This is a genomic window from Spirosoma agri, assembly GCF_010747415.1.
GTDB lineage: Bacteria > Bacteroidota > Bacteroidia > Cytophagales > Spirosomataceae > Spirosoma > Spirosoma agri.
In genome coordinates this window covers 2,053,096-2,067,701 of record NZ_JAAGNZ010000001.1, presented here as the reverse complement: position 1 = coordinate 2,067,701, position 14,606 = coordinate 2,053,096, and the positions used below count along the sequence as shown (strand labels likewise).

Here is a 14,606-nt window from a genome sequence, read left to right as displayed (position 1 = left end):
CGCCCTATTCTTCGTTCACGGCCAGGGCCATCAGATACCAAGCGGCATGGGGTAACCATTGTTCGGCCCACCGCCAGTCGGCATCTTTTCCGGTCAGTTTATAGGACAGGTTGAAATCAATATCGTCTTCGTTATCCAGTCCCGACGTGATGCCGTTGACAATGCCGCCGGGCGCATTGGTGTACTCGAACGTACCAAAGAAACCGTAGGCCGGATTGTTATGGCCCACACCCTGTAGCATACAGGCATCATACGGATTCAGACCCAAAATCCAGTTCAGCTGATCGAGGGCGAAACTGTTCAAACGGTCGTGTAATGGTTTATCATCGGTGAACAGCGTCGCGGCCAGCCGGGCTGCGGTTGCCATGGAGGCCAGTCGGGCGTTTTCGCCTTGCCACCACGGCGACGCTTCACTACCGTGCGGGAAAAAGAATGTACTCCGTCGATTGCCGAGGGTATCTTGCACCAGTTGCCGACTGTAGCCAAACGGATTATTCACCTCGTGGGTTACGGCCAGTTCGTAGTCCATCGACCGTTTAATGACCGCCTTAATCGTTTTCTGGGTTTCGGCGGAAGCCAGCGGGTAATAATAAACCAGACTGACCAATGGCAAACCCGCGTCGGACGGATGAAAGAACGGGCGGTCGTTGTCGTCGGCCCGCCAGTAATCGGTGTATTTTTTCCAGGTCGCTAACCGGCTCAGCAACTGCTTCGCTCGTTTATCAGCCGCCAGTTTGTAGACCTCCTTTTTAGTGGCTTTGTATAGTTCAGTAGCCGCACTCAATGCGCAGTAGTCGTCTACGATGTTCTCGTGGCCATCGTTTATCATCGCTTCATTTTCGTTCTCCAGAAATGCGAATGCGCGTTCAGCCGCGTTCAGATAATCAGCCGGACCATAATCGCCGGTCATATCACCTCGGTACGTTGATGCCATCGCCAGCGCAGCAATCGCCACACCCCCACCCGACCGGTAGCTGACCTGATACCGGCGCCAGTTCGTTTCGTCGGCGGTGCTGATCAAGGTCTGCTCTTTGGTTTGCTTGATGCGGTACGCTTTATCTTCGGCCTGGATGACCCGATCTTTTGCCAGCTTACCGGGTCCGGGTGCTTTCACCGACCGATAGAAGGAGCCGTTTTTTGCCTGCACACGAACCAGATAATCAGCACCATACATGGCTTCATCCAGCAATCGGCGGTTGTACTGGCGAAAATCGGTTCCCTTGCGCTTTGTCAGCTGACTGTGCGCTTTGAGTAAGCTCCAGACCGTCAGCGAAATTTGCTGCGGGTTGAAATACGACGAGAACGTAAGGTGGGACAAATGCTTGCCGTAGTCGCCCGACGCATCGTACCAGCCCCCGTGTACGTCGAGCGTATCGGCAGGCTTGCCCGCTAATGTCAATCGGTGATCGGCTTTATCCAGCAGACCCGAACTACGCTGCCCTTTGAAGTAGTAAATCACATCGGACAGGGTAAATTGCTCAAGCACGTTTTTCCCGATTTCGAACGGGTAGGACGATACCGTTTTTTCCGGCAACGTGACCTGTAGCTGATAGGTCCCTTCGGCGGTGTACGATGAAAAATCAATGGACCAGAATAACCAGTTTTTCCATTTGTTCACTTGCCCGCTGAAAACGGGCTTGCCTGAGTAAGCAGCTTTTCCCGTTTTGGTATCAATCAACTGAAAACCATCGATGATAAGCGTTCGGTCCGCAACAACAATCGCCTTCTTGGCCTTACTCCCTTCATACCCAACCTGGTTGGTCAACACCTTGATCGATTGCGCATTCAGTAAAAAAGGAAGTTGAATCAGGAACGCGAAAACGCCTATCCTACTTAATTGTCCTGGCATGTGTCACATCTGGTTGAGCCGTTTTTCCTTCGCTAGTTTCCCAGTCCCCAAAAAATGGCATTCCGAAAAATAGTCACGAATGCCGCATTCTTGAACAAATCCGGGTGATGACCCATAAAAATGTACACGTTCCGGGCTTTGACCTGCTCATTCGACCAGATTACCGGGTGGTCGCCCCCCATTTTGATGTCGGTATCGGGCGAATAGGTCGATTCATTAACTGTTGCCAGCACGTTGACGTTGGGGCGGGGACTCTTGTTGTAAGTGTACCATTCTTCTTTTTGCACGTCGAACGAGGCTGGTACGCCTTTCATGCAGGGATGCGTTCTGGCTTCCACCCGAACCGTTGCTTTGGCGAAACTGGCAATGTAATTCTTGTACCGAATACCGCCCATAAATTCCGAAAACCACGGCCACATGGCATAGCCGTCAAACTCGCCCAGCAACGTAGCGTGGTGAAATCCGATCCATCCGCCTTTACCCTCCGTGATGTATCGCCGGAACGCAGCTTTAGCCGTGTCGCTCCACATATAAGGCGGGTAATTCAACTGAATAAACAACTGATATCTGGCCAGAAACGCGTCGGTTATCGGTTCGGCCGTTTCGATGTAATCAACGGTAAACTTATTTTCGTCGGCCAGTTGCTTCAGCCATAGTTTAGCCGCAGCGACGAAAGGCGCATGAATACCCCCCGCTTCCGTCAGGGCCAACACCCGAACTGGGGTCTTGTTTACCTGACCAACGGCTGACCAGTCAAGAGCAATGAGAATGAAGAAAAGCAAGAAGTAGCGAAACAACGGACAAAAAAAAGGTTTTTTCATACGATAATGTACCTACGATTCATGGCTGGCTTTCTTCATAACTGACTGCCGAAGTAGCAGAATAGGCAGAAAGTCCCGGTTGGGCGTTTTTGTGTATTTTCGAGAACGTCCAGGCTCATCCAAGACCGGACCCATCCTAAAACTACTCGTCAGGACGAACGATCAACTGATTTTAATCATCAGACCAATTACACCAACTTGTGTTCGTTGTAGTTTTACCATATGGTTGCTCCTTCCTCTACAAATACCGACCGCTTACGCAGACCCAACCCGTTCCGCAACGGGCAATGGCTTAGCCGAGGTTTGGCGGGTTTATCGGTTGCCCTTTTCGTCTGTTCATGCCTTGGTCATTTTCTGGGACGCTTCTATTTTCTGGAGCTGTTCAGTCATTTTACAATCCAGTATACGTGGGTAGCCTACGGTTTCATGATCTTGTGGGTAGTTTACTGGCTGCTCTATCGCAACGTAGCAAAAGGAATGCTGCCTCTCCTGTCGGTTGTATTGTTACTTGGCACGGTCTACCTAAACCGGACGGCCTGGATACCGGGCGATTACGATACACCAATTCCAGCGCCCAGTGGTGCTATTCGCGTGCTGCATGCGAATGTCCTTTACTCGCGGGAGGAATACGCGACAACGGTCGCCATGCTGAAGAAACACCAGTCCGATTTGTACGTATTGCAGGAGATGACACCCGGCACGATTCGGTTGGTTACGGCTCAGGTGCGAACCGAGTTTCCGTATTGGGTTGCCTGCCCATCGAAGCAACAGGTGTGGACACTGGTTGGTAGCCGAACTCCCTTCCGGATTGATCAGGCATTGGCCCGGCAACGCCACATTATCGCCCTCGAAACCGCCGTCCGTGGTCAGCAGCTATCGGTAATCACCGTTCATCCGCACACGCCAGTCGTACCCAGCTGGTTTACCGAACGCAACGAACAGCTAGCGTACGCAGCCCGAAAGACCCGGTTCAATGCCCTGCCGACGATCCTGATCGGTGATTTCAACATCACGCCGTTTTCACCGATTTACAAGGATCTATTCCAGCCCGTTGCACCCACAACGAGCCTACAGGCCGATAAGCAATGGCCATTGACCGCAGCCCGGCAAACGAGAACGCAACCGACATGGCCCCGTTCTTTCCCGGCCATGATGATCCCTATCGACCATGCATTTATCAATAAGGGATTTACAACGCAATCGTTTCGCACCCTCGACCAACCCGGCTCCGATCATCGCGCGCTGGTGGTCGATCTGAACCTGCGCTAACCGTTCTACGACCTCGCGCTGCCCATAACACAAAAATCCCCGTGGTTCTATGGGCCAAGGGGATTTGCTATTTTACTTCGCAGCGACATGAGCCGCTACTTCCGCCAGTCGGGTAGCATAGCCCCACTCGTTATCGTACCAGGCCGCAACCGACAGCAGATCGCCCTGCTTGGCCGTCAGCAGTAAATCGATGATCGACGAATGCGGGTCAGCCACGATTCGGTTGGACGCCCATTCGCCTTCCAGCACATCCATCACGCCGTTCAGTGGTCCTTCGGCGGCTGCTTTCCGGAACGCGTCGTTTACTTCGTCAACCGAGCACTCTTTCTCGGTCAGCAGGTTCAGTTCGGCAATACTACCCGTCCGCACCGGCACGCGATAGGCTTTACCCGTAATTTGCAGGTCCGGCCAAATGAACTTCAGTGCCTTTGCCGCCCCCGATGACGAGGGAATGATATTTTCGGCAGCCGCCCACGAATCACGACGATCTTTCATCGGCTGATCCGTCAGCGACTGGGTATTCGTATAGGCATGAACCGTCGAGAACAAGCCCGATTTAATACCAAAGTTATCCTTAATGACCTTTACAACGGCGGCTAATGCATTCGTCGTGCAGCTGGCCATGCTGATAATTTTATGTTTCTCCGGATCGAACGTATCCAGGTTAATCCCTTTCAATAACACGGCATCGCAGTCGTCAAGGGATTTGCTGGCCGCACTGATCAGTACGCGTTTAGCACCCCGGTCGATGTGAGCCTGCGCGATGGCACGCGTGGTGGCCCGGCCCGTACAATCGATGACCAGATCGACGCCCATGGCGCCCCAATCCGGAATTTCTTTTGCCGAATTATAGTATGGAATATCCCGGTTGCCAATTTTTAGATGACCCTCCGTTCCGCTAACGGGCTCGTGCCAGCGACCGTAATTGGTATCTACCGAGAACAGGGCAGCCAGTGTTGATTCGTCTTTGATGTCGGCAATGGCGACAGGCGTAAAGAGGTTATCGCGCAGGGCGATTCGAAGAGCTGTGCGGCCAATCCGGCCGAAACCAAACAAAGCAATGTTGCTCATATTAATTGGTTGGTAGGTGAAAGAAACCCGCCGGTACGAGCCTAACACCGGCGCACTATTTTCTGAGGTTAGCTCACCTTAACAACACACCAAACAGACCAGCGGTTTCAAACTCGTGTGGTTAATAAATTGTGAACACCAGTAGGCGCAAACACTTTCGCACTCGAATGTGTACTACTGACAGGCTTATTTACTCACCTCATGTCATTACTCGTCATCGTCCGACACGGACAATCGCAATGGAACCTCGAAAACCGGTTTACGGGCAATGTAGACACACCGCTGACGGATCTTGGCCGGCACGAAGCAAGGGAAGCAGGAGTCCTTTTGAAAAAGGATCGGTTCAGTATTGGGTTTACCTCGACGCTGCAACGGGCCATTGAAACGATGGACATTATTCTCCGCGAAACCGGTCAGACGGATCTACCCATCGAACGCAGCGACGCCCTCAACGAGCGTATGTATGGCGACTTGCAGGGCATGAATAAAGCCGAAGCCGAACAACGGTTTGGGGCCGAGCAGGTTTTTCGCTGGCGACGTGGCTTTGCCGATCAGCCACCCAACGGCGAAAGTTTAAAGGACACCTCGATGCGCGTCATTCCGTATTTTGAGTCTACCATTCTGCCCTGCTTGCAAACGGGTAACGATGTGCTGATAGCCGCTCACGGAAACAGTTTGCGCGCCCTGGTCATGAAACTACAGTCGATCAGTCCCGAAGACATTGAGCAAGTTGAACTAGCGACGGGCATTCCACGTCAGTACACGTTCGATCCGGCAACGGGCACGTTTGAACTACTGCCAAAGTGAGTTAGTATACTGTGGCGGTCAACCATCGAGTAACGCGGGTAGAAACCCGCTGACGCAAAAACACGCAAACCTTAAAGTCGCGGGTGGAAACCCGCGCTACTGATTGGGAGCACGGGGACTCTTTTTTCGGGGCTACTCGCGAATTCTTCCACAACCGATCCTGTTAAAACGAACATAATTAGTCAAAAAACGTATGAAAGCTGTTGTATTAAGCGATTGGGGCGGTCCGGAGAATTTCTTCGTTCAGGACGTACCTAAACCAACGATCAAGGCGGACGAAGTACTTGTCCAGGTGAAAGCGTTCGGTGTCAATCCGGCCGATTTTAAAACCCGCACCGGTACGGCACCGTACGCCAAAGGCTACACGCATCCAATTATTCTGGGCTGGGATATGGCCGGTGAAGTTGTCGAAGCGGGTAGCGATGTTACGACCTTTAAACCAGGTGATGCGGTCTACGGGATGGTGAATTTTCCGGAGCCGGGTCAGGCGTACGCCGAATACGTGGCAGCACCGGCCGCTCATCTGGCTTTGAAACCAGCTACGTTGTCTTTTGAGGAGGCCGCGGCCGCTCCACTGGCTGTGCTAACGGCCTGGCAGGCACTGACTGAACATGGACAACTGAAAGCGGGAGAAAAGGTATTGATCCAGGCCGCATCGGGTGGTGTGGGGCATCTGGGCGTTCAGCTTGCCAAAGCGTTGGGTGCTCACGTGATTGGTACAACGTCAGGCAAAAACGCTGACTTTGTCAAATCGCTCGGTGCCGACGAGGTGATCGATTACACCCAAATGAAAGTCGACGAGGTGCTGAACGATGTGGACCTCGTTTTCGATACAGCCGGAGCCGATACCATTTTCGACTCAGCACGGGTTCTCAAACCCAACGGACGGCTCATTTCGATCGCGTACGGAGCCATGGATAAAGTACTTGCCATTCGGCCCGACATTCGCGCGGAACGTATCCTGGTCCACACGAGTGGTGATGACCTGCGAACCATCAACCAACTAATCGATGATGGCAAACTAAAGATCAACGTAAGCCGGGTACTTCCTGCCAGTCAGATGGCCGAAGCGCATCAGTCGCTGGAAAGCCGCCGGACGACGGGGAAAATTGTATTAACATTTTAAACCAAGCCATATGCCGTATCTTGGAGATACGGCATATGGCTTGGTTTAAAATGTCAACGCCTTTATTTCAACACCTCTACGGTATTCAGCTCCGGTCCTCCGCCGTGGTTAGCCGAACCAGCGACGATGTAAATTTTTCCGTCGTAGACAACTGCTTGTGTGCCATGACGACCCTGATTCATGGTCGGGCCGGCTGTCCAGCGGTTGGTTTTTGGATCAAGTGCCTCAGCTTCGTTATGGGCCAGTAACTGGGTTGTTTCGCCCCCAATTACCCAGACTTTCCCGCCCTGCGTAACGGCAGTACTGCCAGCCCGTTGCGTTGGAATGTTGGCCGTAGCGGGCAAGGTTTCCCACCGACCCGTTTTAAAATCGTACACATCAACCTCGGCAATTGTCGTTTCCAGTACTTTGTTGATACGAGCCGTTGAATTACGGCCACCCGCCAGGTAGAGTTTATCGCCCACGACAGCAGCGGCAATATGATCGCGGGTGCGGGGGGCATCGGCCAGTCGTTTCCAGGTGTTCGTCTTCGGATCATACTCGTCCAGCCACGCAACGTGACCATCCCAATGACCGTCCGTAATGCCACACGCCAAATAAATTTTGTCCTTGTAGACCACCACGCCCGCCGACCCACGCAAACGCTCCTTGGGAATTTCCGGTCCTTTGCGCCACTCGCCTTTTTTCGGATTGTAAATGTAGATGTTCGGAATGGGCGTTTCGTGCGGATATTTCCCTTCAAAAGCGCACATCACGTAAATCTCTCCGTTGTACGTAATAGCCTGAAAGTGATTCATTTCGACCGGCGGAACCGGCAGTCGGCGCCATACCATCGTTTTCAGATTCAGGGCTTCCAGCGGTTTCATCCCGCGCCCACCGATGGCATATAAACTATCGCCCACGAGCGCAGCCGCGTTTTCGTGGCGGGTATCGCAGGTATTTTGCGTTGTAACGGGTTGCCAGCGTTGGGCGTGAGCCGCATATCCACCGACAACCAGACAAAAACTATACAGAAAAACTCGGTTCATAGCGGGGATTATTTGTACGTGCACTGCGTGTTGTCGGATTTAATAAAATAGGATTTATAATTGAGAGCCTTCGGGTCCATGCACCCTTTCAGATTAAGCACTTCGACTACCCTGAAATCGATCGGATGACTTTCGGCCTGAAGGGCGATATAGCCCTCGCTCAGGGGTGTGTTGGCACGACTGGCCCAGTAATTAGCCGCTTCCGAACTGAAATGGCCCGCGTTCCAGTCATGGTCGGCACTCACAAAGCCACCCCCAACCTGCGTTTTTTCGTAAGTTAGCACGGTGTCTTTCCCAATCAGATGATGCACCATTGAATCGCCCAGTACAATGGCCGACGAGGTTACCCATTGGTCGCCGTCATACGTTTTGGAGTCGGAGTCGATGCAGTGTTCAGCCTGAAGTTTCCCATGCATGTACACCTGCGTACCGGGCGTGCAGAGATTAGCCGTATGACGCTCCCCTTTCCCCAAACCACCCAGCAATTGTAGTTCAAGCGACACCGGAAACGTCTGCCCCAGCGACAGGCTCTTGGCCGATTGCGAATGCACCATTACGCCACTGTTGCGCACATTCCACGCGTCGCCACCTGGCGTCTGGTTGCCGACAAAGCGGTACGTGAATCGGACGATGTAATACGAGAACGGCGTTTTGTAGTACATGTGCCCGTACTTGCCGTCGAAGGTTTTGTATTGATCGTAGGCGATTCGCAGCACGCCATTCTCGACCCGAAAGGTATTTTTGTAGTTGTCGTTCAGCGGCAGACCGGCAATTTTTATATCCCAGTCGCGCAGATCTTTACCATTGAAGAGCTGAATCCATTCTTCTTTATCGGCCTTCGACTGGGCCATGACGGCTGGCATCGCCACGAACAGGAGAAATATACCTGCGAAAACACGCGTAATTACGTTCATCAATCCGAGTTTTGGATGGAGTTTCCCCGAAAAGGCGATTGATGAGCGCGGCCTACTGCTTAACGGAAAATGATTTACGATTCTGCCTGCCTATTGCTTCAGCTGGACTTTTTTTCGATCCAGAACTGCCATCAGGCATCACTACGTTTTCCGCTTCTTTTTGCGCGCTGATGGGAAAAGTACATTGTTGAGAATCAATCGATAACCGGGCGAGTGCGGATGCAGGTTCAGGTCGGTCGGGTTGCGAAAACTACCTCCACCGCGTGTACCTTCGGGATCGTGCCCCCCATAAAACGTCCATTGGCCCCGGCCAACTTCGCCGTAGATGTAGCGATCAGACGTTTTACCCTCACCCATCACCAGACTACTCGGCTTAACGGCTCCCTTCCGAAAGGCGGTCGTCTGACCAAAAAACTCCTTGATGATCGGCTCGTGATTCTGCGTGAGCATGGACGGGATCACATCCCATTTGGCCGAAAAATTGAACAGTTCGAAGAACCCGCTCGGCTGGTCGAACCCGCGCCCGCCGGATGAGTTGATGTCGGAGAAGGTCGAGAAGCCCCGATAGCCGTTGTCGCCTTCGAGCGTAAAATTGCCAAAGGCCAGCGTTTTGGTAAAATCGAGCTTATCCTGCGCATCCGGGTCAGCCCCGTCGCCGTCGTAGGCACTTCCCACAATATCGACCCCCTCAGCAGCCAGCGCGATATCGAGCGTTTCGGCAGCCGAACACATCGCAAACAGATAGCCGCCACCCGCGCAGAACTCCTTGATGCCCTTGGCAACGGCCAGCTTCATCTGCGATACTTTCGGATAGCCATATTTACGCGCAATATCTTCCTGCACTTTGATATCGGTCAGCGATTGCCGGTGCATGTTCCGACCATACTGACCCGTAAAATCTTCGTGGTGCAGATGCAGCCAGTCGTATTTGGGCAGGTCGCCTTTCAGCACTTCTTCGTCGTAGATCACCTCGTAGGGAATTTCGGCATAGGTCAGTACCAGCAGAACCGCATCCGTATTTTCAAACTCGGCCGGACTAACCTTGATGGGCGAATAGACAATGATCTTGGCCGCCTTCTGAAGCGTCACCACGTTCGTGTTGAGATCAGGATCGGAGAGCTGCTGCCGGATCGAAGCGGCTTTGGCATCCGATATAGCCTCGAAAGAAACTCCCCGAACCCGGCATTCGGTTTCCACGGCCTGCGTCTGCTTGACCAGGAAACTCCCCCCCCGATAATTCAGGAGCCAGTCAACATCGTCGCCGTCTTTGAGTACCTTGTAGGCGATGCCGTAGGCTTTGAGGTGATTGCTCTGCTGAGCATCCATCGGAATCAGGACCGAACCGGCACGGCTGACGACAGCCGTCAGCACCAGCAGCAAAGCGAAGGCGGGTCGTTGAAACCAGCGGAAGCGACCATTGGTCCCCGAAGCCGTGGCCTTTATCTCGGTCTGGTGGACTGAATCAACGCGAAAAGTAAGCTGACGTTTCATAGCATGCATTATTTTTGACCCAACGTTGCGATCGCACTGCCAAACCAAGTTTAGTTTGTAGTTTACAGGTTCGTGGGTGGCTTGTTGGGGCACACAGCATTCGCCAATGCCACAACGGTTAACAACCTGCGCCAGCCACTAAAACCCCGCTCTACCTGCGTAACATGATCTGGAACTCGTCAATAATTAGTCGTTACGGTATTACGGCAAGCCTACTTTTCTTCATCGCTGTGGATAGTCAAAGCCAATCTACGCCCGCCCGATCGGCACCCATCGAAACGGGGGTATCGCAGACGCTGGCAAAAGCCCGCAAGCAGACCATCGGCCAGGTAGCCTATGCCTTAAAGTTCGACATTCCCGCGCAGAAAACCCAACCTATTCCAGCGACTGAGTCGATAACATTTACCTGGACGAAGAACGCATCACCCCTGCTGCTCGACTTCAAAGAAGAACGCGCTCATTTGCAGTCGGTTTCAGTCAACGGCAAAGCGATTCCCATTGTATTCGAGAGCGAACATGTGTCAATTTCTACTGCTTATCTGGCCGCCGGAAAAAATACAGTTTCCATTCAGTTTATTGCCGGAAATTCATCGCTGAACCGAAACGATGAATACCTCTATACCCTGCTCGTTCCCGACCGCGCCCGGACGGTATTTCCCTGCTTCGATCAACCCGATTTGAAAGCCTCATTTCAACTGTCGCTGACGGTTCCAGTAGGTTGGCAGGCGATGACTAATGCCGCCGTGAACGACTCGACCATAACCGGTGACCGGAAGTCGATCCGCTTTCTGCCTTCCGACATCATCCCGACCTATTTGTTCTCGTTCGTAGCCGGAAAGTTCACCTCCGTCACCCGAACGCTGAACAAGCGGCCAATGACGCTGCTGCACCGCGAAACCGATACGACCAAACTACGGCTCAGCCTCGACCCGATCTTTACCCTACACGCCGATGCGCTGACCTTTCTGGAGGACTACACCCAGATTCCGTACCCATTCAAAAAGTTTGACTTTACCGCTATCCCCGATTTTCAGTACGGCGGCATGGAACACGCCGGAGCGATCGATTACAAGTTGTCGAGCCTGTTTCTGGACAATGGGGCAACCCGCGATCAGAAGCTCTCGCGCGCAACGCTAATCGCTCACGAGACCGCACACATGTGGTTTGGCGATCTGGTAACGATGCGCTGGTTCAATGATGTCTGGCTCAAGGAGGTATTCGCCAACTTCATGGCCGACAAGATCACCGAAATCTCGTCGCCCGATGCCAACTACGATCTTCAGTTTGTGGTGGATCACTTTCCGGCCGCCTACGCGGTCGATCGCACGGAAGGGGCCAATCCGATCGGGCAACCACTGGCGAACCTGAAAGAAGCCGGGACACTGTACGGCGGTATCATCTACCACAAAGCGCCCATTATGATGCGGCAACTGGAACGGTTGATGGGCAAAACGGCCCTGCGCGATGGGTTGCGGGCCTACCTCAAAAAATATGCGTTTAATAACGCGACCTGGGATGATCTGATTGCCATCCTCGACCCCTACACGCCCACCGACCTACGGGCCTGGAATCGGGTTTGGGTTTCGGAAACGGGCCGGCCAACGTTTACCTATCAACTGGAAAAGAAAGACGGTACGATCAGCCGGTTCCTGCTTTCGCAGAAGGGCGAAGATGGCACCAATCGGTTATGGCCGCAGGGATTCGAAGTCGCATTGGTGTATCCGGATCACGTCGATGAGCTGACCGTACCGATGACGCAGGCTCAGGTCGAACTCAAGGAAGCCGTCGGTAAGCCCGCGCCATCGTTTATCGTTTTTAACGCATCGGGGCAAGGATATGGTCTTTTTCCCATCGATACGGCTATGATTACCAAGCTGGCAACGCTGAAGAACCCGGTTACGCGGGCGGCTTCGTACATCAACCTGTACGAGAACATGCTGGCCGGCAAGGTGATTGACCCCGTACGGCTAGCGACAATTTATCAGAACTTATTAAGCAAGGAATCCGAGGAATTAAACCTTCGCCTGCTGACTAATCAGTTGTCGGATATCGTCTGGAATTTCACCAAACCGGAAAATCGGTTAGCCCTCGCGGCTTCGGTCGAACAGCGGGCCTGGCAGGCCATGGAGCAGGAGCCATCGGCGGGGAAAAAGAAATTACTCTTCCGGCTGTATCAGGCTATTGCCCTCAGCCCGGAGGCCCGCGACCGGCTGTATACCATCTGGAACGACCAGAAAGCACCCGAGGGGGTTACGCTCACCGAAGATGATTACACGAGCCTGGCTCTTTCGCTGGCCGTTCGTGACTATCCCGTAGAAGGCATTCTGGCGAAGCAACTGGCCCGGATCAAAAATCCGGACCGTAAGAAACGTCTGGAATTTATGATGCCCGCCCTATCGTCCAATGTAGCCGAACGCGACGCATTCTTTGCGTCCCTGGCCAGCGAATCCAACCGTGAGCGGGAAGCCTGGGTGACGGCGGCCCTGGGCTATCTGCATCACCCGTTACGCGCGCAAACGTCGGCGAAGTACCTGCCTAAAAGTCTCGAACTCTTGGAAGATATTCAGCGAACGGGCGATATTTTCTTTCCCGAATCGTGGCTTCGTTCGACCCTGTCCAGCTACCAGACGCCCGAAACGGCGAAGCTGATCCGTACCTTTCTCGCCGATCGCCCAACGTACAATCCGCGTTTACGCGCCAAACTATTGCAAGCGGCTGATAGTCCGTTTCGGGCCAGTGCCTTACTGTATCGGCCATGACGAACGATTCCGCCTTCCCGGCCATCACGCCCGAAATGGCCCGCGACCGGTTTATCGTAAACGATGCATCGTCGACGGAGCGGTTCAAGGCCGATTTTAACCAGTTCATCATCGCGCCCCTCCAGTACAGCCGACCGGTCATTAAGCTTCCGTTACCGCCATCCCGAACCAGTAATCACGTGCTAGTGCTGGTTACGGGCGGACAGGTCGAGATGACGATTGGGCATCAGGCGTATTCGCTGGCGGATCACGAGCTGGTGATCGTACCGGCTCTACAGATCTTTACGATCAACGCGATACGGGAAGATTCGCAGGGATTCCTGTGCTTTTTTAGTCAGGAACTAGTGTTTCGGGCCGTGGGCGATACCGATTTTGACTTCTTAAAATTAACGAATAATCCCCATGTGACGCTGTCGGACCAACAACTGGATTTCATTGGTGCGGTGTTGCATCGGCTTACGGTTGAATACACCGAAAACGGGTCGGCCAACACGGATCTGATTCGCCCCTATCTATCGGCTTTGCTGGCTGAGGTCAACCGAGTGTATGCCGGAACAGTACGACCAAAAATCGACGCTGGCGACGGGCTGGTGCAGCGTTTTATGGACTTACTGACCACCCAAATTCGCCAGACACGACTGGTTAGCCAATACGCTGACTGGTTGACAATCAGTCCGAATCACCTCAATAAGGTAATCAAAGGCAGAACGGGCAAATCGCCATCGGTGTGGATTGATGAGCGAATTGTGCTGGAAGCCAAGGTACTACTTTTTCAGTCGGGTTTAAGCATAGCCCAGATCGCACACGAGCTCGGCTTCGAGGATCAATCGACGTTTGGGAAGCTCTTCCGCAAATATGCACAGGTGAGTCCAACTGATTTTCGCAACCGCTACGCAGGTACGAATGATTGATTCTGACGAATAGAAGCCGGTTCGAGCCTACCAACAAAACCGCAGATTGACAGAACTTTGCGGGAAGTTGCCCGATTTCCTCTATACATGATTTACCCTGTTTTATTAGTCATTCACAATGCCCTGCGCTGGCTCGTGCTGGGAAGTTTACTGGCTTCGCTCGGCGGCAGTTACGTGGGGTGGCTTAGAAACCGCTCGTATCGGCCCATTGACCAGACGTTGCGCGTCATCGCTACCTCCGTTGCGCATACACAGTTGCTGGTTGGTTTTTATCTTTACGCCAAAAGTCCGATTGTTAGCTACTACTGGAAATTTTCTCCGGACGCCAGCGAAGCGCCTGAGTTTCGGTTTTTCAGCCTGATTCACATTGGATTGATGTTCACATCGGTCGTTCTTGTGACGGTTGGGTCGAGCAAGGCCAAACGACAAACGCTGCCGCAACAGAAATTCAAAACGACAGTCATTTACTTTACCCTTGGTCTTTTGCTCATACTGATCGCTATTCCGTGGCCTTTTTCACCGTTAGCAACCCGGCCCTGGCTTCGCTCGTTTTAACTCAT

Annotated in this window: 12 protein-coding genes; 6 read left to right on the top strand and 6 right to left on the bottom strand. The window is 53.0% G+C overall.

Features of this window, described 5'->3' with window-relative positions; all coding sequences use genetic code 11:
- Positions 1 to 4: 4 nt before the first annotated feature.
- Both GK091_RS08485 and GK091_RS08480 read right to left on the bottom strand, forming a co-directional pair.
- Positions 5 to 1,849: a glycoside hydrolase family 9 protein gene (locus GK091_RS08485; RefSeq protein WP_164036295.1), complete on the bottom strand. Its 1,845-nt coding sequence runs from the start codon at positions 1,847 to 1,849 to the stop codon at positions 5 to 7.
- 32 nt (positions 1,850 to 1,881) lie between these two features.
- Positions 1,882 to 2,670 (bottom strand): ThuA domain-containing protein, encoded by a 789-nt coding sequence (locus GK091_RS08480; RefSeq protein ID WP_164036292.1) that lies wholly within the window; start codon positions 2,668 to 2,670, stop codon positions 1,882 to 1,884.
- Between the two features lie 222 nt (positions 2,671 to 2,892).
- On the opposite strand from GK091_RS08480, the gene GK091_RS08475 reads away from it, so the two are divergent.
- Positions 2,893 to 3,939 carry an endonuclease/exonuclease/phosphatase family protein gene (locus tag GK091_RS08475; RefSeq protein WP_164036290.1) on the top strand — a complete coding sequence of 349 codons (1,047 nt, stop codon included), beginning with the start codon at positions 2,893 to 2,895 and terminating at the stop codon, positions 3,937 to 3,939.
- Positions 3,940 to 4,011: 72 nt separating this feature from the next.
- Here GK091_RS08475 and GK091_RS08470 read toward each other — a convergent pair whose 3' ends face one another.
- Complete coding sequence (locus GK091_RS08470) at positions 4,012 to 5,010, bottom strand: type I glyceraldehyde-3-phosphate dehydrogenase (protein WP_164036288.1); 999 nt, start codon at positions 5,008 to 5,010, stop codon at positions 4,012 to 4,014.
- A gap of 201 nt (positions 5,011 to 5,211) precedes the next feature.
- Between GK091_RS08470 and GK091_RS08465 the strand changes: the two genes are divergently transcribed.
- A complete protein-coding gene (locus tag GK091_RS08465; protein WP_164036286.1) occupies positions 5,212 to 5,817 on the top strand; it encodes a 2,3-bisphosphoglycerate-dependent phosphoglycerate mutase in 606 nt (201 codons plus the stop codon).
- Positions 5,818 to 6,010: 193 nt separating this feature from the next.
- A complete protein-coding gene (locus GK091_RS08460) occupies positions 6,011 to 6,943 on the top strand; it encodes an NADP-dependent oxidoreductase (RefSeq protein WP_164036284.1) in 933 nt (310 codons plus the stop codon).
- A 62-nt stretch (positions 6,944 to 7,005) separates the two neighbouring features.
- Here GK091_RS08460 and GK091_RS08455 read toward each other — a convergent pair whose 3' ends face one another.
- From GK091_RS08455 to GK091_RS08445, 3 genes are all read right to left on the bottom strand, one after another.
- Positions 7,006 to 7,971 carry a Kelch repeat-containing protein gene (locus GK091_RS08455; protein WP_164036282.1) on the bottom strand — a complete coding sequence of 322 codons (966 nt, stop codon included), beginning with the start codon at positions 7,969 to 7,971 and terminating at the stop codon, positions 7,006 to 7,008.
- 8 nt (positions 7,972 to 7,979) lie between these two features.
- Positions 7,980 to 8,834, bottom strand: a complete 855-nt coding sequence (locus GK091_RS08450) for a 3-keto-disaccharide hydrolase (RefSeq protein ID WP_394351877.1) — start codon at positions 8,832 to 8,834, stop codon at positions 7,980 to 7,982.
- A 192-nt stretch (positions 8,835 to 9,026) separates the two neighbouring features.
- Entirely contained in the window at positions 9,027 to 10,211 is a 1,185-nt protein-coding gene (locus tag GK091_RS08445; RefSeq protein ID WP_246202272.1) for an asparagine synthetase B, read from the bottom strand.
- A 329-nt stretch (positions 10,212 to 10,540) separates the two neighbouring features.
- Here GK091_RS08445 and GK091_RS08440 point away from each other — a divergent pair, with 329 nt between their 5' ends.
- The 3 genes from GK091_RS08440 to GK091_RS08430 all read left to right on the top strand — a co-directional run bounded on the left by GK091_RS08440 (position 10,541) and on the right by GK091_RS08430 (position 14,601).
- Positions 10,541 to 13,135, top strand: a complete 2,595-nt coding sequence (locus GK091_RS08440) for a M1 family aminopeptidase (RefSeq protein WP_164036279.1) — start codon at positions 10,541 to 10,543, stop codon at positions 13,133 to 13,135.
- Positions 13,132 to 14,046, top strand: a complete 915-nt coding sequence (locus tag GK091_RS08435) for a helix-turn-helix domain-containing protein (RefSeq protein ID WP_164036277.1) — start codon at positions 13,132 to 13,134, stop codon at positions 14,044 to 14,046. The genes GK091_RS08440 and GK091_RS08435 overlap by 4 nt, the downstream gene beginning before the upstream one ends.
- 87 nt (positions 14,047 to 14,133) lie before the next feature.
- Positions 14,134 to 14,601: a hypothetical protein gene (locus GK091_RS08430; RefSeq protein ID WP_164036276.1), complete on the top strand. Its 468-nt coding sequence runs from the start codon at positions 14,134 to 14,136 to the stop codon at positions 14,599 to 14,601.
- Positions 14,602 to 14,606: the final 5 nt, after the last annotated feature.

What these genes read in the sequence shown, in the direction of transcription:
- GK091_RS08485 (WP_164036295.1), bottom strand. Translation starts at nt 1,849, where the DNA reads ATGCCAGGACAATTAAGTAGGATAGGCGTTTTCGCGTTCCTGATTCAA.
- GK091_RS08480 (WP_164036292.1), bottom strand. Translation starts at nt 2,670, where the DNA reads ATGAAAAAACCTTTTTTTTGTCCGTTGTTTCGCTACTTCTTGCTTTTC.
- GK091_RS08475 (WP_164036290.1), top strand. Translation starts at nt 2,893, where the DNA reads ATGGTTGCTCCTTCCTCTACAAATACCGACCGCTTACGCAGACCCAAC.
- GK091_RS08470 (WP_164036288.1), bottom strand. Translation starts at nt 5,010, where the DNA reads ATGAGCAACATTGCTTTGTTTGGTTTCGGCCGGATTGGCCGCACAGCT.
- GK091_RS08465 (WP_164036286.1), top strand. Translation starts at nt 5,212, where the DNA reads ATGTCATTACTCGTCATCGTCCGACACGGACAATCGCAATGGAACCTC.
- GK091_RS08460 (WP_164036284.1), top strand. Translation starts at nt 6,011, where the DNA reads ATGAAAGCTGTTGTATTAAGCGATTGGGGCGGTCCGGAGAATTTCTTC.
- GK091_RS08455 (WP_164036282.1), bottom strand. Translation starts at nt 7,971, where the DNA reads ATGAACCGAGTTTTTCTGTATAGTTTTTGTCTGGTTGTCGGTGGATAT.
- GK091_RS08450 (WP_394351877.1), bottom strand. Translation starts at nt 8,834, where the DNA reads ATGCCAGCCGTCATGGCCCAGTCGAAGGCCGATAAAGAAGAATGGATT.
- GK091_RS08445 (WP_246202272.1), bottom strand. Translation starts at nt 10,211, where the DNA reads ATGGATGCTCAGCAGAGCAATCACCTCAAAGCCTACGGCATCGCCTAC.
- GK091_RS08440 (WP_164036279.1), top strand. Translation starts at nt 10,541, where the DNA reads ATGATCTGGAACTCGTCAATAATTAGTCGTTACGGTATTACGGCAAGC.
- GK091_RS08435 (WP_164036277.1), top strand. Translation starts at nt 13,132, where the DNA reads ATGACGAACGATTCCGCCTTCCCGGCCATCACGCCCGAAATGGCCCGC.
- GK091_RS08430 (WP_164036276.1), top strand. Translation starts at nt 14,134, where the DNA reads ATGATTTACCCTGTTTTATTAGTCATTCACAATGCCCTGCGCTGGCTC.